The sequence below is a fragment of the Mycobacterium sp. SMC-14 genome (assembly GCF_046250075.1).
In the GTDB taxonomy this organism is placed as follows: Bacteria; Actinomycetota; Actinomycetes; order Mycobacteriales; family Mycobacteriaceae; genus Mycobacterium.
Window position 1 is genome coordinate 169,118 of the sequence record NZ_CP176429.1, and the last position, 18,200, is coordinate 187,317.

Sequence of the window (18,200 nt, forward strand, 5' to 3'; positions counted from 1 at the left end):
CGCGTTCGCCAGAAACGGGGGCGGGGGACACGAATGTAAAGGTTAGCCGCGTCACGTCGATATTCGGCTACCTGATGTGCACCCGCTGCGGCATCGTTACGCTACCGGAATGTCAGCCAGCGCAGACGAATCCGTACATCCGACGGTCCGCAAGGCGGCGGCGTGGGCCTGGCGCCTGCTGGTGCTGTTCGCCGCCGCACTGGTGGTGCTGCTGGTCATCCGGCGCCTCGAAGTGATCGTCGTCCCAGTGGCAATCGCGATGATGATGTCGGCGCTGCTGCTTCCCGGCGTGGACTGGTTGTCCCGGCACGGAGTGCACCGGGGGTTGGCGGTGTTTCTGCTGCTGCTCAGCGGTCTGGCCGTGCTTGCGGCGTTGCTGAGCTTCGTCGTCGACCAATTCATCGACGGGGTACCCGAACTGGTCGAGCAGGTCACCCAGGTGGTCAACTCGACCCAGCACTGGTTGGTCGAAGGGCCGCTGCATCTGAGCAGCGAGCAGATCGACAGTGTCGGCGACACCGTGGTCAACAGCCTGCGCAACAATCAGGCCAAACTGACCAGCGGCGCGCTGTCGACGGCCGAAACCATCACCAAGATCGTCACCGGCGCTTTCGTCGTGCTGTTCACGCTGATCTTCTTCCTCTACGGCGGCCGCGACATCTGGCGGTTCACCGTGAAGTTCTTCCCGAGTCAGGTGCGCGAGCGGGTGCATGCGGCCGGTGTGGCGGGATTCGAATCGCTGATCGGCTACGTGCGGGCCACCTTCCTGGTGGCACTGGTCGACGCCCTCGGAATCGGCATCGGTCTGGCGGTCATGGCCGTGCCGCTGGCGTTGCCGCTGGCCTCGCTGGTGTTTCTGGGCGCCTTCATCCCACTGGTCGGTGCGGTGCTCACCGGGCTGCTGGCCGTCTTGGTCGCCCTGATCGCCAAGGGCTGGATCTATGCCCTTGTCACCCTGGGGCTGATCATTGCGGTCAACCAACTGGAAGCCCATGTACTGCAGCCGTTGGTCATGGGACGTGCCGTCTCGATCCACCCGCTGGCGGTGGTGCTGGGCATCTCCACCGGAGGAATCCTGGCCGGCATCGTCGGCGCGCTACTGGCCGTCCCGACCATCGCCTTCATCGATCGAGCCGTGCGGGTGCTGATCGGAGCGTCGGATTCGGGTGCGCCGGACGACGCGGACGCCGATGCGCCGGACTCAGAAGCCGACGACGTCAGTACCGGCCCTCCCGACGCAGCAGTTCAGCAGCGCTGAGACCGCCGGCAGCGCCACGTCGCTGCGGGCTCTGCGGGTTGTCCCCGGTGGCGTCGTCGGGTTGGTCACCGACCGCGGTGAACTTCTCGGTGGCCGGGTTCTCGGGGTCGGTTGGGGAGCCCTGAGCCGGGATGGCCGTCGTGGGGGCGTTCTCGGTGTTGCCCGCGTCCCCGGTGGGCTTGGGCAGTGACCGGGTCCGCTCGTCGGACGCTTCCGGATCGGTTTCGCCTTGTCGCCCGCGCCGGGCCTGCGCCGCGTCACGGCCGCCGCGCAGCTCGCCCAGCCACGACTCGATTTCGCGTTCCTCGCCCTGGCCGGCGGGCTCTTTGCCGGGGGACGTCACCCGCTCGGTCGCCGGGTCGGCTGCCGAGAAGCGCGTGGTGGGAGGTTCAGCCGGGCCGGTGTTGATCCGATTGGTCCGGGCGTTGGACGGATTACCGCTCACCGGCCGGGTCGGAAGCTGCTCGCCGGGACGCGACCGGGCGGGGGCGGCGCGGCCCGGGGCCGGGTGGGTGGGGTCGTGCGTCGGGCGCGGGGCGGCCGCGCCCACCGGGGTCGGCGCGACCGTTGCCGTGGCGGGGCGGCGGGTCACCCGACGCCGCTCGTCGGGCAACCGGATCTCTCCCAGACCGATTCGGTTCTGGATGCGCTTCATCCAGCGTGGCGCCCACCAGCAGTCGTCGCCGAGCAGTTTCATCACCGACGGCACCAGGAACATCCGGACCACGGTGGCGTCGAGCAACAGCGCCGCCATCAGGCCGAACGCCAGGTATTTCATCATCACCAGGTCGGAGAACACGAACGACGCGGCAACCACCGCGAGGATCAGTGCGGCCGCGGTGATCAGCCGGCCGGTGGTGGCCGTGCCGATCCGGATCGCCTCGGTGGTCGACATCCCGGATTCTCGTGCCTCCACCATCCGGGAGACCAGGAATACCTCGTAGTCGGTGGCCAGGCCCCAGCCCACCGCAACGACCAGCGCAATGACCACCACCATCAGTGGGGTCGGGGTGAAGTTGAGCAGCCCGGCGCCGTGGCCGTCGACGAACATCCAGGTCAAGATGCCCATCGTCGACCCGATGGTCAACGCGCTCATCACCGCCGCCTTCAACGGCAGCACCAGGGAGCCGAACGCCAGGAACATCAGCAGCGTGGTGGTGATCAGCAAGAGCGCCAACATCAGCGGCCCCTTGTCGACCATCGCATGGATGCTGTCCTGTTCGAGCGCGGGTGTCCCGCCGACCAGCACGTCCAGGCCCTTGGGTGTGCTCAGGGCGCGCAGCGCCTTGATCTTCTGCGCGGCGTCGTTGCGGTTGACCAAGCCGTTCTCGATCACCCGGACGGAGGGGGACTTGGAGGCCCCGGGAAGGTAGGGGCGCTCCTTCCACATCTCGGCGGGATCGTCATCGGGAACGACGAACCCGCTGATCGCCATCGCGCGGTTGCGGATATCGGCGACCTGCTGGTCGGTGACCGGTTTGTCGGTGTCGCTCGTGATCACCAGGGTCAGCTTCTCGGTACGGAAGCCGGGGAAGATCTCGTCGAAGTGCTCTTGGGCCACGCGGGCGGTGTTGTCGGGCGGCAGGTACTTCTCGCTCATTCCGCCGAACGACAACTTGCCCAGCGGGATGATCAACAGGATCATCGCGATGACGATGGGGATCGCGAATGCCAGCGGTCGCTGCATCACGTAGTTGACCAGCTTGCCCCAGAAGCCGGCCTCGACCTCTTCGCGGGTCTTGGTCTTCTGGGTCTTCTCGGCGAACCAGCCGATGATGCGGTTGGAGAACTCCCATTCCCGCAGGAACGGTATCCGGTAGAGAGTGCGAACCCCGAGGGCGTCCACGTTGGTGCCGAGCACACCCAGAATGGCGGGCAGCAGCGTGATCGACAAGATTGCGGCCAGCCCCACCGAGGCGAAGAACGCGTAGGTCAGCGAGTGCACGAAACCCTGCGGCAAAACCAGCAGGCTGGCGCACGAGACGATGATCAGCACCGCAGAGAACACCACGGTGCGCCCGGCCGTCATCACCGAACGCCGTACCGCCGCCTCGGTGTCGTACCCCTCGGCGATCTCCTCGCGGAACCGGCTCACCACAAAGAGCCCATAGTCGATCGCGATGCCCAGGCCGATCAGCGAGACCACCGGTTGGGCGAAGAAGTGCACCGGCCCGAAATGGGTGGTGAGCTGCAGGATGCCCGTCGCCCCGGCGATGCTCAATCCGCCGACGATGACCGGAAGGCTGGCGGCGATCACCCCGCCGAACACGAAGAACAACACCACCGCCACCAACGGCAGTGCCAGCACTTCCATGCGCTGTTGGTCGCTGGCGATAGTCCCGGTCAGGGCGTTGGCGATCGGTTGCAGGCCGCCGAGTTCGACCTTGCCGCCGTCGAGCTTCTGCAGGTCCGGCTCGACAGCCTGGTAGTTCTTCAGGATGGTGTCGTCGTCGTCGCCCTTGAGCTGGATCGACGCGAATGCATGCTTCTTGCCTGCGTCCGCCATGTTGGCCAGCGCTTCGGGATTGGTGAAGTAACCGACCCAGCTCATGATCTGATCGGGGTGGTCATTCTTGACCTTGTTCAGGCCATTCTTGACCGCGTCGAACCATTCCGAGTCGTCGACCGTCTCACCCTTGGGGGCGGTGAAGACCGCCACCACATGGCTGGTGCGGTCCCGGCCGTAGACCTCGTCGCCGACGATCGACGCCTGCACTGACTGGCTGCCGTCGTCGTAGAAGCCGCTCTGGGTGACGTGGTCGCCCAGGCTCATTCCGTAGACGCCGCCACCCAGGCAGAGCGCCACCATCACGCCGATTACGATGAACCGGTAGCGGTATACAGTTCGACCCCACCAGGCGAACACCTATTCGCTCCTTACTAAGGTCTGTGGAGACATCTTTCGGACTCGCGCGTCCCTGACTTCAGGCTCTCCAGTTGTCACTCTCGCGAGGTAAGCAGTGAGCTCAGCGGCCGGAACGGCTGGAGCCACGCCCCCTGTTCCGGCAGCGAATCGAGGCTGATCCGCGGCAGCCGCTCCCGGAACACACCAGGGATGTCTTCCAGGTCGACGAACTCCAAGGTATCCGAGGCTAGCGCCCAGCTCGCATGTTCGCGAAATCCGAGCACAGTGGCGCCTATACCGAGACCGCAGAGTTCTTCCAGCGGTTCCCGGAACGCCTGACCGTCGGCGGAGGCCACGGCCACCGCCACCAATCCCTGCTCTTTCCGCAGCGCGATGTGTTCGAGCATGTCGGAGTCGACATCGCTGTCCTCATCGATCTTCGGCTTGGCAAAGACCGCGAAACCCACGTTACGCAACGCTTCGACCCACGGCCGGACGACGTCGGCGCTGCCGGGCGCGATATTGGTGAACACGGTTGCCTCGGGCTCGACCCGGCTCTGCGGATGCAGCGCCGCGACCTCCGCGGTGCGGTTGAGCAGCCAGCGGCCCAACGCGTCGAAACGGGGCCGCTCCACGCCGGTCGGACGTCGGCCCAGGATCGCGCCCAGGCCCATGTCCAGGTTCGGGGCGTCCCACACCAGTAACACCCGCTGCGTCGGCGTCCCCTCGTTGGCCGGGTCGGTGCCGGTCGGTTCGGCGTCCGGCCCGGCTGCGAGATCGGGGCTGGTCATCAGACCCGTACCCAGACGAACTCGTTGATCGCGCTGCCCGCAGTGCGGCCCTTCGCCTCGTATTTGGTGGTGGGCCGAGCGATGGAAATAGGTAAGGCGGCGTCCCCGGAAGGGTCGGTCACCCGGCGCAGGCCCGGCTCGCCGTCGCCGGATTCGGCAATCTGTACCGCGTAGTCGGCGTGGTCGGTGGCGGCGTGCAGCACCCCGCCCGGTTGCAGTCGATCGGCGATCAACGCCATGGTGGCCGGCTGCAGCAGCCGGCGCTTGTGGTGTCGGGCTTTGGGCCACGGGTCTGGGAAGAAGACGCGTACCCCGATCAGTGACTCTCGCGCGATCAGGTATTCCAGCACGTCGAGGCCGTCGCCCCGCAGCAGCCGGATGTTGCTCAGCTGCTCGCGGTCGATCGCGCACAGCAGTTGCGCCAGCCCGCGCTCGTAGACCTCCACGGCCATCACGTCCAGGTCCGGCTCGGCCTGTGCCATCGCCACCGTGGAGGTGCCGGCTCCGCAGCCGATCTCGAGCACCACGGGGGCATCGCGGCCGAACCAGCGGCGCGGATCCAGGGGCTGGGGGCGGTCGGGTCCGTCGGGCGGTGCGACATCGGCGCCCAGATCGGGCCAGAGCCGTTCCCAGGTCTGGCGCTGACCGGCCGACAGCGCGGAGTGCCGGTAGCGGACGCTGAAGTTGCGGAAACGGCGTGGAGCCGTGGTGTCGACGCCAGGGACGTCTGATACCGACTCGACGTCGCGCGGCGCATGCATGCAGTCCATGGTGGCCCATGGACGCCTCTGTACCCACTTCGCGGTCCACATTGATACCCAACAGTTGCCTGAAGCGTGTCGATCGACACGCGGTACCCATTCGCCGGATCTCTTGTTCGCGGGACTACATCGCTCACCGAATCCGGCGGTGACTCGCGCCGCGGCGGAGCAGCTGACACCATGGCCCCCCGGGGCCGATTGCGTGGGAGGCAGGGTCGTGACACAGGGGCACCAGCTCTTCGCCGATGAGCTGACCGTGCTGGCCACGCGGAACTGTGACCCGCGCCTGGCAAGGATCGCCGCAGCCATCACGGCGCCGGTGCCGGTCGCGGTGCACGGCCGCCGCGGTGTCGGCCGACGCACCGTCGCCGCGGCGCTGGCCGCCGCCGGGGTTCGTGTCGCCGCGGAGCCCGCCGGGGACGAACACCCCGAATTGGCCGTGCATGTCGTCGCCGAGGTGGTCAAGCCGGAGGACACCGCCGCACTGCATGCCGCGCGTCGGCGCCCGGTGCTGGTGGTGCTGAACAAGGCCGACCTGCGCGGGCGCGAGGTCGCGGTGATGCCGGTGCCGGTTGAACCGATGTCGGCGTTGTTCGCGCTGGCCGCGCTCGGCGGTGCGCTGGACGATCGACTGTGGGAAGCGCTGGCGTGCCTGGCCGTCCGGCCCGCCGATCTGTGCTCCGCCGAGCAGTTCGTCAACTGCCCGCACCCGGTGCCCCGTCAGATACGCGAGCGGTTGTGCACCACCATCGACCTTTCCGGGATCGGAGCACTGCTCGATTTGGCCCGCCGGGACGGCACCCTGGCGCAGGCTCGCGCTCGGCTGGGCCGACTCAGCGGTGTCGACCGCGTAGTCGCCCGGCTGGAGGTGATGGGCGCCGCCGTTTATCACCGGCGGCTGACGGCGGCGGTGACCCGGCTGGAAGCGATGGCGGTCAGCGACGAACGTATCGATGAATTCCTGGTCCGCGACGTGACACTCGCCGCCCGACTGACCGCTGCGGCGGCCGCGATCGACCTGCGGGATGAGCCGGTGCTGGCGCGGGCCCGCCGGTGGCAAGCCCACCGCAGCGCACCGGTCGACGCCGCTGCGCGGGCCTGCGCCGCCGACATCGCCAGGGGATCGCTGCGGGCCTGGGCGGCGACACGGGGCCGCCCATGACCTCCTCGGGCGCAGGTTCGGCTGATCCGGACCCCGTCGCCGGGGTCGACGCCCGCGTTGCTGAGGTCGCGCCGGGAGTGCGCCCACCGGCGGTGCGGCGCTGCGACGTGGTGGTGGTAACCGGACCCTGGCTGGCTGGGGTCAGTGCGATGACAGAGGTGCTGGCCGCCCGGATGCCGCAGTGGCTGGTGATGGAAGCCGCCGACTTGGCGCCTGGGGAGGTGCCGCTGGCGGTGGTGTTCGTGGTGTCGGCGGCCGCCGCACTGACGGAGTCGGACTGCGCGCTGCTCGACGCTGTGGCCGCCCACACCGACCTGGTGATCGGCGTGGTCTCCAAGATCGACGCCCACCGGCCGTGGCGTGAGATGCAGTCGGCGGCCCGCGAAACCCTCACCGGCCACGCGCCGCGCTACCGCGACGTGGCATGGGTAGGCGCGGCCGCGGCGCCCGAACGCGGCGACCCAAGGGTCGACGACCTGATCGCTGAACTGACCAAACAGCTCGCGGACGGTGACACTCACCGACGCAACCGGCTGCGCTCGTGGGAGTTTCAGTTGCGCACCGACGCCGAACGGATCGACCGCGACGCCCGCGCGGAAGGGCGACGTGCCCGGGTGACGCAGCTACAGGAGCAGCGTGACGAGGTGGTGCGGCAGCGGCGAATGTCGAAATCGGAGCGCGTGATCGCGCTGCGCAGCCGCATCGCCCAGGCCCGCGTCCAACTGTCCTACTTCGCCGGTAAACGGTGCGCCTCGGTACGCAGCGAGTTGGGCGAAGACGCGGCGAGCATGACGCGCCGGCGGTGGGCCGAATTCGAGTCCTATGTCCACGACCGGCTGACCGAGGTGGTGGCGGAGGTCGATCAGGGGGTCACCGAGCACTTGGCCGACGTTGCCCAGGAGCTGGGGCTGGCCGGAGACTCACCGTCGGCCGCGTCGTTACCCCAGGTAGACGCCGGCAAGCCGCCGTTGGAGTCCCGACGGCTGGAGACCCAGTTGATGGCGGTGCTGGGGATCGGCTTCGGGCTGGGCGTGGCGTTGACGTTGAGCCGGGTCTTCGCCCATCTCGCCCCGGGGCTGGCCGCGGTCGGTGCGGCCGGATGCGCAGTCGCCGGCGTGGTGGCCACGGTGTGGGTGGTCAGGATTCGGGCGCTGTTGCGCGACCGGGTGGTGCTCGATCGCTGGGTGGGACAGGCCGCGAGCGCGGTGCGGTCCTCGGTGCAGGAACTGGTGGCGCTGCGGGTGGTGGCCGCCGAGTCGGCGCTCGCCGCCGAGCTCGCCGGACGCAACGAGACCGAGGCTGCGCGCGTGGCCGACCGGGTTGCCGGGTTGGATCGGGAACTGCGCGAGCATGCGGCCGCGACGGCTCGCGCCGCCGCGGTGCGTGACCGCAGGCTGCCGGCATTGCGGCGTGCGTTGGACAATGTGCGCGCTGAGCTGGGTGAATCAGGCCCGGTCAACGCCACGGTAACTGGCGAGAGATAGCCCGAGTTGCGATTGTTTCGATCCGTGTAGCTATTGACGGTAATCTCTTATTTAATGGCGGTATAAGAGGTGACAGCTGTACACATCAGCGCCAACGCCACCGAGTGACACAGGTTACACAGGAGAGCTCAATGACCTCAGCGACCATTCCCGGTCTGGACACCGCCCCGACGAAGCATGGCGAGTTGTTGGCCTGGGTGCGGGAAGTCGCGGAGCTCACCCAGCCCGACCGGGTGGAGTGGTCGGACGGTTCCGAGGAGGAGTGGAACCGACTGATGGCCCTGCTGGTGGAGTCCGGCGCGGCGGTCAAGCTCGACGAGGAGAAGAAGCCCAACTCCTACCTGGCGCTCTCCGACCCCGCCGACGTCGCGCGGGTCGAGTCACGCACTTTCATCTGTAGCCGCACCGCCGAAGGTGCCGGCCCGACCAACAACTGGATGGACCCGGACGAGATGCGGGCCACCATGACCGAGCTGTACCGCGGTTGCATGCGCGGTCGCACCATGTACGTCATCCCGTTCTGCATGGGTCCGCTCGGCGCCGAGGACCCCAAGCTCGGCATCGAAATCACCGACTCGCCCTACGTGGTGGCGTCGATGAAGGTGATGACCCGGATGGGCACCGCCGCACTGGAGAAGATCGGCACCGACGGCGCCTACGTCAAGGGCCTGCACTCGGTGGGTGCCCCGCTGGCCGAGGGCGAGCAGGACGTGCCGTGGCCGTGTAACTCCGAGAAGTACATCACCCACTTCCCCGAGACCCGCGAGATCTGGAGCTACGGCTCGGGTTACGGCGGCAACGCGCTGCTGGGCAAGAAGTGCTACGCGCTGCGGATCGCGTCGGCGATGGCCCACGACGAGGGCTGGCTGGCCGAGCACATGCTGATCCTGAAGCTGATCTCGCCGGAGAACAAGGCCTACTACGTGGCGGCGGCGTTCCCCTCGGCCTGCGGCAAGACCAACCTGGCGATGATCCAGCCGACCATCCCCGGCTGGCGGGCCGAGACCCTCGGTGACGACATCGCCTGGATGCGGTTCGGCAAGGACGGCCGGCTCTACGCGGTGAACCCGGAGGCGGGCTTCTTCGGCGTGGCACCGGGCACCAGCCGCAGCTCCAACCCGAACGCGATGATCACGCTGGAGCGCGGGAACACCGTCTACACCAACGTCGGCCACACCGACGACAATGACGTGTGGTGGGAGGGCATCGACGGGGAAACCCCGGCGCACCTCACCGACTGGAAAGGCAACGACTGGACGCCCGAGTCGGACACCCCTGCCGCCCACCCGAACTCGCGGTACTGCACCCCGATGTCGCAGTGCCCGATCCTGGCGCCGGAGTGGGACGACCCGCAGGGCGTGCCGATCTCGGCGATCCTGTTCGGCGCCCGCCGCAAGACCACGGTGCCGCTCGTGAGCCAGGCCCGCGACTGGCAGCACGGCGTCTTCATCGGCGCCACCATGGGCAGCGAGCAGACCGCCGCCGCCGAGGGCACGGTGGGCAAGGTGCGCCGCGACCCGATGGCGATGCTGCCGTTCATCGGCTACAACGCCGGGGACTACATGCAGCACTGGATCGACACCGGCAAGCACTCCGACGAGTCGAAGCTGCCGAAGGTGTTCTTCGTGAACTGGTTCCGTCGTGGCGAGGGCGGCCGGTTCCTGTGGCCGGGCTTCGGCGAGAACAGCCGGGTGCTGAAGTGGATCGTCGAGCGGGTCGAGGGCAACGCCGGCGGCCAGGAGACTCCGATCGGCACGGTGCCGACCGCTGCTGACCTGGACCTGGACGGGCTGGACGTGACCGCCGCCGACGTGGACCAGGCGTTGATCGTCGACGCCGAGGAGTGGCGCGCGGAGCTGCCGCTGATCGAGGAGTGGTTCGAGTTCATCGGCGACAAGCTGCCCACCGGCCTGCGCGACGAGTTCGAGGCCCTCAAGCAGCGCCTGGGCTAGCAGCTCTTTTCGAATACATCCGGAACCGCACTCGGGGATCCCCCGAGTGCGGTTCTGTTTTATCCGGGCGCGGAGACCGCCCGCGTGACTCACGCCCCCACTTGACAGCCGTCAAGTTTGGCCCCAGTACAGTCAGCCCATGCAGATTCGCGAACACCTCGAGGCCGACAACCCGGCCGTCATCCTGCACCCTTCGGGCACCGTCGTCAGCTTCGCCGAGCTGGAAGCCCGGGCGAACCGGTTGGCGCACTTCTTCCGGGCCGTGGGGCTGGTGGAGGGCGACGTCGTCGCGATCATCATGGAGAACAACGAGCACATCCATGCGGCGATGTGGGCGGCGCGGCGCAGCGGCCTGTACTACGTGCCGATCAACACCCATCTGACCGCTGCCGAGGCCGCCTACATCATCGACAACAGCAACGCCAAGGCGATCATCGGCTCGGCCGCGCTGCGCCAAACCTGCGCGGACCTGGCCGAGCACCTGCCGGCCGGCCTGCCCGGGCTGCTGCTGATCGCCGATGGCGACTTGGAGGGCTGGCAGCGCTACCCGGAATGTGTTGCTGACCAACCGGTTACACCCATCGATGACGAAATCGAAGGTGATCTGCTGCAGTACTCGTCGGGCACCACCGGGCGGCCCAAGGGCATCAAACGTCCGCTGCCGCACCTGCCGCCGACCGAGGTGCCGGGGCTGATGGCGATGCTGGTCTCGGTGTGGATGGGCCCGGGTTCGGTCTATTTGAGCCCCGCGCCGCTGTATCACACAGCGCCGTCGGTGTGGTCGATGCAAGTGCAGGCGGCCGGGCTGACCACCGTCGTGATGGAGAAGTTCGACGCTGAGTCCGCGCTCGACGCGATCCAGCGCTATCGCGTCACGCACGGGCAGTTCGTCCCGGCACACTTCACGCGAATGCTGAAACTGCCTGCGGGGGTGCGGGAGTCGTATGACGTTTCGAGCCTCAAGCGGGTCATGCACGCCGCCGCGCCGTGCCCGGTGGAGATCAAACAGCAGATGATCGACTGGTGGGGGCCGATCGTCGATGAGTACTACGCCTCATCGGAGGCACACGGCTCCACGCTGATCAGCGCCGACGAATGGCTGAAGCACCCCGGCTCGGTGGGCAAGGCGATGTTCGGGGCGGTGCACATTCTCGACGAGGACGGCAACGAGCTGCCCGCCGGCGAGGCCGGCGAGATCTACTTTGAGGGCGGCAACGCCTTCGAGTACCTCAATGATGCGGAGAAGACCGCGAAATCACGCCACCCGCAAGGCTGGACGACCGTCGGCGACGTCGGCTACCTGGACGACGAGGGCTACCTGTACCTCACCGACCGGCGCCACCACATGATCATCTCCGGCGGGGTGAACATCTACCCGCAAGAAGCGGAGAACCTGTTGATCACGCACCCGAAGGTGTTGGACGCGGCCGTGTTCGGGATTCCCGATGACGAGATGGGCCAGAGCGTGAAGGCGGCCGTGCAGACCGTCGACCCGGCCGACGCCACACCTGCGTTCGCCGCGGAACTGCTTAACTGGGTACGGGATCGCTTGGCGCACTACAAATGCCCGCGGTCGATCGCTTTCGAGGAGCAGTTGCCGCGCACCGACACCGGCAAGCTCTACAAGAACGAACTGGTGACCAAGTATTCGGCGTGATGCCGGCTAGGAGGCATTGCCCGGCTGGCCGGGGGCGCCTTGGCTGCCGGCCTGCCCGTGAACGGTGCCCGGGCCGGCGGCGCCGCCAGGGCCGCCTGCGCCGGCGATAGCCCCGTCGCCCCCGTTGCCGCCCGCGCCCCCGTTGCCGCCGTCACCGCCGAAGCCGACCCCGTGCCCGCCGGCGCCGCCGTGGCCACCGGTTCCTCCGGTGCCCCCGACGCCAATAGCGTTGCCGCCGTTACCCGCCGCGCCGCCGTTGCCCCCGTCGCTGCCGCTGGCGCCGACCGTCACCGGGGTGGCACCGCCACCGGCCCCGCCATCACCGCCGCGACCGCCCCGGCTGCCGGTCCCCGTGGCGGTGCCGCCGTCGCCTGCGTGACCGCCCTGCCCGCCGCCGGCCGAATCACCGCTGCCGCCGATTCTGCCGCCGTCACCACCGTTGCCCCCGGACCCGCCGACGGTGCTGTCCCCGGTCGCCGCCCCGCCGTGGCCGCCGTTGCCGCCGGCACCTCCGCCACCGGCCAACTGGCCGCCGTCGCCGCCCCGGCCGCCGTTCCCCCCGGCCCCGGCGGTCCTACCGTCGCCCGCGGCGGCGCCACCGTTGCCGCCGTCCCCGCCGGCGCCCCCGCTGCCGTACAGGTAATTGCCGTCGCCGCCGTTACCACCGTTGCCGGCCGAACCGCCGTCTTCGGCACCGTCCCCGCCGTGCCCACCATTGCCGCCGTTGCCCCACATGTCGCCGCCGTTGCCGCCGCTGCCGCCGTCGGCGCCCAGGCCACCGGCCCCGCCGTCGCCGCCGTTCCCGAACAGTCCGGCGCTGCCGCCGTTGCCGCCTGCTACGTCATCAAGGTTCGATGTCCAGCCGTCGCCCCCGTCGCCGAACCACAGTCCGCCGGCCCCACCGTCGGGATGGTCCGCGGTCCCATCGACGCCGTTGCAGATCACGCCACAGCCGCCCTCGGTCAACGGTGCGAACAGCGGGTTGACCAGGTTGTCGAACAACTGGCCGGACGGACTGTCGATCCAGTCCTGCACGGCCTCGTGCAGCCACTCGTAAAGCCCGGCGGTGCCGGACGCGTCGGCGGCTAGCGCCAGCACGTCGCTGCCACCAAGGTCCGGGCTGCTCAAGCTCCAGACGGTGGGATCCAACCAGGCCAGGCCCGCGGTCGATGCGCCCATGTCTTGGTCCGTCAGTCCGAAAAGCGGGCTGAGCATGTCGATGATCCAGTCGAACTCATCCGCCTGTGCGTCGGGAGCGGGACTGACCGGAGTCAGGGCGAACGCGGCCAGGGCGGCCAGCGCGGGAACTGTCCGTCGCACGCCATGATTCGGTGCGGGATGCACCTGGCGGACCCGCGTGGCCTTACTGAGGTGAAGCGGCATTGCTGAGCAACCTTCCGGGTGGCACATGGTGCGAAGCGGGCAGACCGTGCCCGACCGGGTGGACCTTCACGAGCAGGTCAGTCCTCACCCAGGCGGCGACTAAGAGTCTACATATACGGCATGAATCAGACCATTAGTATGCCTTTAGGGCATTCTGCCGTACGGTCAAGTGGACATTGGTCGGCTCAAACGCTACCGTCAAGCACCGTAGGGGGACGGGCACAGATTTTATTAAGCCCAAGCAAAGTTTCAGTAAAGTTCAGAAGGGGTGGGCCAACGGTGGCACATATTCGACGCGGTAGTCACAACACTCAATCGGCCGTGCGACGGCGCGACCGTGCGATCGGGGCGGCAGCCTCGGTCGGGGCATTCTTGGCGTTCGGAATGGCGCCCCTGGCGTCCGCACCGTCCGCGCAGGCCGACGACTTCGGCCTGGACGCGTTCTGGGACATGTTCGGCGTCGGCGACAGCAACACCTCGGGCTTTGACCTGTTCGACGTCTCCGCGTGGGGGGTCCCGGGCGCGGCCGACGGCGGCCTGTTCGACGCCGACTTCGCCCAGATGTGGCAGGAAAGCTTCTACCTCCCGCTGCACGCGATGATGCAGGACTGGATTACCAGCGACTTCGGTTCGAGTGTCAACGGTGTGGTCAACCAGCTGTTCGCGCCGTTCACCGACGGCTTCTGCGGGATGATCTGCAACGGCGCCGACGGCACCGAGACCAGCGTGGACGGGCAGGCCGGTGGGTTGTGGTTCGGCGACGGCGGCAACGGCTGGGGCTCGAACCTCGAGGGCGTAGGCGGCGGCAACGGCGGCCACGCCGGCGGTATCGGCAACGGCGGTGACGGTGGCGTCGGCGGCCTGGGCGCCGACGGCGGCAACGGGGGCCACGGCGGCGAGATGTGGGGCAACGGCGGCGACGGTGGCGCCGGCGGTAACGGCACCGCCACGTTGGACGCGGGTAACGGCGGCAACGGTGGCTCCTCGGGCCAGGCCCAGGACTTCTTCGGTATGGGCGCGTGGGGCAACGGCGGCAACGGCGGGGCCGGGGGTGCCGGCTGGACCGGAACCAACGGCTCCGCGGGAAGCGGTTCCGGGGGCTCCGGTGGTGACGGTGTGGCCGGTGGCAACGCCGGCAACGGTGGCGCTGGCGGCGCCGGGTCCTCGTACGTCGGCATCGGCGGAAACGGTGGTGCGGGCGGTGTCGGTGGCGCCGGCGGAAGCGGTGGCAACGGCGCGGCCGGTGACGGTGGCACCTTCGCGAACAACGGCACTGGAGCCGGCGCCGTCGGCGGCAACGGTGGTAACGGTGCCGTCGGCGGCAAGGGCGGTGTCGGTGGTGCGGCCGGTAACGGCGGATCGGCCAACGGCACGGTCGGTGCCGACGGTGACGGCGGTGTCGGCGGTAACGGCGGCCTCGGTGGCGACGGCGGTACCGGTGCCGACGGCCTCGCGGTGAACGGCGTGGGCGCCAACGGTTCCGGCGGCGGTACCGGTGGTGCGGGCGGTAACGGTGGTGCCGCGGCAGCCGGTGGTGCGGCCGGTGGAGCCGGAGCCAACGTGGGCGCGGCCGGTGTCGACGGCGACGGCGGCGATGGCGGTAACGGCGGCAACGCCTCTGCGGCGACCGACGGCCGCGACGGTGTCAACGGCTACCGCGACGGCGGCACCCCGCCCGACATCTCGGCTACCAGTGGCGGTAGTGGTGCTGCCGGAGGTAACGGCGGCGCCGGCGGCAACGGCGGCGGGACCGCCGGTAACGGCGGCAACGGCGGTGTCGGCGGTGTCGGCTCCGATGGCGGCAACGGCGGCCACGGCAGTGCCTCGATTCACGGGACGACCGATTCCGTACACGGCCTGTACAACGCCCCCGGTAATGGTGGCTCGGGCGGCGCCGGCGGTAACGGTGGCGCGGCAGGCGCCGGTGCGGCCAACGGCAACGACGGGCAGATCGGTGACGGCGGCAACGGCGGTAACGGTGGTAGCGGCGGCGACATCGCCGACGTGACGGGACAGGCCTCCGTGGAAGGGCCGGGCGGCGCAGGCACCCTGGGCCCGCAGGGTTCGGCCGGTACCGGTGGCGCTGGCGGCAACGGCGGTTCCGGTGCCACGGCCGGTACCGGCGGAAACGGCGGAAGCGGCGGCAGCGACCCGAACGCCGGCGGTGCGCACGGTGGCGACGGTGGTGCCGGTGGAGCCGGTGGTCAGGGCCTGGCGAACGCTGACGGCTCGGGCGGTGTCGGTGGCGATGGCGGTGTCGGTGGAAACGGCGGCAACGGCAGCAACATCCGTTGGGGTGACCCGGACTGGCAGACCACCTCCGGCGATTCGTCCTCGGGCCCGATCGACAACGTTCACGGCGGCGCCGGGGGCGACGGCGGTGCGGGCGGTGCCGGCGCCAACACCGGTGGCAACGGCGGCACCGGTGGTGACGGCGGCGACGTCATCACCCCGCATCTCGGGGACGACGGCCTCAATGGTGGCGCCGGCGACACCCCGGGTACCGGCAGCACCGGTGGTACCGCCGGCACCGGTGGCTCCGCCGGTACCGGTCCCGACGCCGGTAGCGCCGGTCAGGATGGCACCCCGGGAGTCGTTCTGCCCTAGTAGGACAGCTCAAGAGAAGCACCCCGCACACGCGTGCGGGGTGCTTTTCATTCCGGACCGGTCCGAGGAGCTAAACGCCGCCGCGGGCAACCAGCTGTGCCGCAATGACATTGCGCTGGATCTCGTTGGTTCCCTCGCCGACGATCATCAGCGGCGCGTCCCGGAAGTAGCGTTCCACGTCGTATTCGGTCGAATAGCCGTAGCCGCCGTGGATACGCACCGCGTTCAGCGCGATCTCCATGGCGGCTTCCGAGGCGAACAACTTGGCCATGCCGGCTTCCATGTCGCAGCGTTGCCCGCTGTCGTAGCGCTCCGCCGCGTACCGGGTGAGCTGGCGGGCTGCGGTGAGTTTGGTGACCATGTCGGCCAGGTAGTTGCCCACACTCTGGTGCTTCCAGATCGGCTTGCCGAAGCTCTCCCGCTGCTGCGCGTAGGCCAGCGCATCCTCCAGCGCCGCAGTGGCCACACCCAAGGCTCGCGCCGCCACCTGAATGCGACCGGTCTCCAATCCCTTCATCATCTGGGCGAAACCGTTGCCGGGCGTGCCGCCGAGCACCGCCGACGCCGGCACCCGGCAACCGTCGAAGCTCAGCTCACAGCTCTCCACCCCCTTATAGCCCAGCTTCGGCAGGTCGCGTGAGATCGTCAGCCCGTCGCTGGGGTTCTCCACCAACAGCACCGAGATACCGCTGTGTCGCGGGGTGGCCTTCGGATCGGTTTTGGCCAGCAGCGCAATCAATCCCGAGTAGCGGGCGTTGGAGATCCAGGTCTTGGAGCCATTGATCGTCAGCGTGTCCGGGTCGGCAGAAGCCACCGCGGACGTCGTCATGTTCTGCAGGTCGCTGCCGCCGCCCGGTTCGGTCAACGCCATGGTGGCGCGCAGTGCTCCGGTGGCCATGGCCGGCAGGTAACGCCGCTTCTGCTCGTCGGTACCGAACAGGGTCAGCAGCTTGGCGACCACGGTGTGGCCGCCCATCGCCCCGGCCAGGCTCATCCAGCCACGGGCCAGCTCCTGTGTGACGAACACGTAGCACGGCATCGACACCGGTGTCCCGCCGTACTCCTCGGGAACAGCCAGACCGTAGATGCCGAGGTGCTTCATCTGCTCGATCCACGCCTCCGGGTAGGTGTTGGCGTGCTCGACGTCGCGGACCGTCGGCTTCACCTCCCGGTCAATGAACTGACGCACGGTTTCGACCAAGATCGACTCTTCGTGGTTCATCGGTTCACCGTATGCCAGGATTTTCTTGTGACCAGCGGCCCCTACTTCGACGAACTCCAGGTCGGTCAGGTATTCGACGCGGCCCCGGCAATGACCCTGACCGCGGGTGCGGCGGCGCTGCACCAGGCCATCCTCGGAGACCGGCTACGCCTGCCGCTGGACGCCGAGTTGTCCCGGGCGGTGACCGGCTCGACGACTCCGTTGGCCCACCCCGGACTGGTGTGCGACGTCGCGATCGGGCAGTCCACTCTGGTCACCCGGCGCGTCAAGGCGAACCTCTTCTACCGCGGCCTGGCCTTCTTCCGGTATCCGGTGATCGGCGATACGGTTTTCACTCGCACGGAAGTCGTTGGACTGAAGCAGAATTCGGTCAAGCCCGGGCGCGAACCCACTGGGTTGGTGGCGCTGCGGGTCACCACCATCGATCAGGTGGACCGACTGGTGCTCGACTTCTACCGCTGCGCGATGCTGCCGCTGTCGCCTGGTGTCTCCGATACCGGCCACGGCGATGACCTGTCCGCCATCGGCGCGGGGCTCGCGGCGCCGCCGGACGTGACCACGGATTGGGACGCGGCGGAGTTTCGTCAGCAGGTGCCGGGGCCACACTTCGACGCGGCGATGACGGGGACGGTGCTGACCAGCACCGGCGATGTGGTCTCCTCTGCTCCGGAGCTGGCTCGGCTGACCCTCAATGTTGCTGCTACCCACCATGATTCGCGGGTGGCCGGGCAGCGGCTGGTCTACGGCGGACACACCATCGGCCTGGCACTGGCACAGGCGTCCCGGCTACTGCCGAATCTGGCCACGGTGCTGGGCTGGCAGTCCTGCGATCACACGGCGCCGGTCCACGAAGGCGACACCCTCTACAGCGAACTGCACATCGAATCCGCCCGCGACAGCGTGTTGGAGCTGCGGTCGCTGGTCTACGCCGCCGGTGCCGACGGTGAACCGGACCGTCAGGTGCTGGACTGGCGCTTCACCGCCTTGCACTTCTGAGGCCGGGTTCCTACTTTGCGCGAGCGTGCGTGTTTGCACACGACACGCCGCGCTCTTGTGTACAACTGCGCACGTTCAGGGC

General features: G+C 68.7%; 12 protein-coding genes. 7 read left to right on the plus strand and 5 right to left on the minus strand.

Annotation, left to right across the window (positions count from 1 at the left end):
- The first annotated feature begins 109 nt into the window (after window positions 1-109).
- A complete protein-coding gene (locus ACKY0W_RS00845; RefSeq protein WP_409435986.1) occupies window positions 110-1,258 on the plus strand; it encodes an AI-2E family transporter in 1,149 nt (382 codons plus the stop codon).
- Here ACKY0W_RS00845 and ACKY0W_RS00850 read toward each other — a convergent pair.
- From ACKY0W_RS00850 to trmB, 3 genes are all read right to left on the minus strand, one after another.
- Window positions 1,218-4,124, minus strand: coding sequence for an MMPL family transporter (locus ACKY0W_RS00850; protein ID WP_409435987.1), 2,907 nt, complete (start codon window positions 4,122-4,124; stop codon window positions 1,218-1,220). The two genes, ACKY0W_RS00845 and ACKY0W_RS00850, sit on opposite strands and share 41 nt — an antisense overlap.
- Window positions 4,125-4,198: 74 nt before the next feature.
- Window positions 4,199-4,894 carry an NYN domain-containing protein gene (locus tag ACKY0W_RS00855; RefSeq protein ID WP_409435988.1) on the minus strand — a complete coding sequence of 232 codons (696 nt, stop codon included), beginning with the start codon at window positions 4,892-4,894 and terminating at the stop codon, window positions 4,199-4,201.
- Window positions 4,894-5,655, minus strand: a complete 762-nt coding sequence (trmB, locus tag ACKY0W_RS00860; RefSeq protein WP_409435989.1) for a tRNA (guanosine(46)-N7)-methyltransferase TrmB — start codon at window positions 5,653-5,655, stop codon at window positions 4,894-4,896. Before trmB ends, ACKY0W_RS00855 begins: the two co-directional genes overlap by 1 nt.
- A gap of 217 nt (window positions 5,656-5,872) precedes the next feature.
- On the opposite strand from trmB, the gene ACKY0W_RS00865 reads away from it, so the two are divergent.
- The 4 genes from ACKY0W_RS00865 (at window position 5,873) to fadD4 (ending at window position 11,910) form a co-directional block, all read left to right on the plus strand.
- Window positions 5,873-6,817: a hypothetical protein gene (locus ACKY0W_RS00865; protein WP_409435990.1), complete on the plus strand. Its 945-nt coding sequence runs from the start codon at window positions 5,873-5,875 to the stop codon at window positions 6,815-6,817.
- Window positions 6,814-8,301 carry a hypothetical protein gene (locus ACKY0W_RS00870; protein ID WP_409435991.1) on the plus strand — a complete coding sequence of 496 codons (1,488 nt, stop codon included), beginning with the start codon at window positions 6,814-6,816 and terminating at the stop codon, window positions 8,299-8,301. Before ACKY0W_RS00865 ends, ACKY0W_RS00870 begins: the two co-directional genes overlap by 4 nt.
- A 131-nt stretch (window positions 8,302-8,432) precedes the next feature.
- Window positions 8,433-10,253, plus strand: a complete 1,821-nt coding sequence (locus tag ACKY0W_RS00875; RefSeq protein WP_409435992.1) for a phosphoenolpyruvate carboxykinase (GTP) — start codon at window positions 8,433-8,435, stop codon at window positions 10,251-10,253.
- 139 nt (window positions 10,254-10,392) lie between these two features.
- Window positions 10,393-11,910 (plus strand): fatty-acid--CoA ligase FadD4, encoded by a 1,518-nt coding sequence (gene fadD4 / locus ACKY0W_RS00880; protein ID WP_409435993.1) that lies wholly within the window; start codon window positions 10,393-10,395, stop codon window positions 11,908-11,910.
- Window positions 11,911-11,916: 6 nt separating this feature from the next.
- Here the strand turns inward: fadD4 and ACKY0W_RS00885 are convergent, their stop codons facing one another.
- On the minus strand, window positions 11,917-13,230 hold the full coding sequence (locus tag ACKY0W_RS00885) for a PGRS repeat-containing protein (protein WP_409435994.1): 1,314 nt from the start codon (window positions 13,228-13,230) through the stop codon (window positions 11,917-11,919).
- A 384-nt stretch (window positions 13,231-13,614) separates the two neighbouring features.
- Here ACKY0W_RS00885 and ACKY0W_RS00890 point away from each other — a divergent pair, with 384 nt between their 5' ends.
- A complete protein-coding gene (locus ACKY0W_RS00890; protein ID WP_409435995.1) occupies window positions 13,615-15,900 on the plus strand; it encodes a PGRS repeat-containing protein in 2,286 nt (761 codons plus the stop codon).
- A 70-nt stretch (window positions 15,901-15,970) separates the two neighbouring features.
- On the opposite strand, the gene ACKY0W_RS00895 is transcribed toward ACKY0W_RS00890, so the two are convergent.
- The gene (locus ACKY0W_RS00895) at window positions 15,971-17,122 is read right to left on the minus strand and encodes an acyl-CoA dehydrogenase family protein (RefSeq protein ID WP_409435996.1); all 1,152 of its coding nucleotides are present in this window, start codon (window positions 17,120-17,122) and stop codon (window positions 15,971-15,973) included.
- A gap of 27 nt (window positions 17,123-17,149) precedes the next feature.
- Between ACKY0W_RS00895 and ACKY0W_RS00900 the strand changes: the two genes are divergently transcribed.
- Window positions 17,150-18,118: a MaoC family dehydratase gene (locus ACKY0W_RS00900; protein ID WP_409435997.1), complete on the plus strand. Its 969-nt coding sequence runs from the start codon at window positions 17,150-17,152 to the stop codon at window positions 18,116-18,118.
- The last annotated feature ends 82 nt before the right edge of the window (window positions 18,119-18,200 follow it).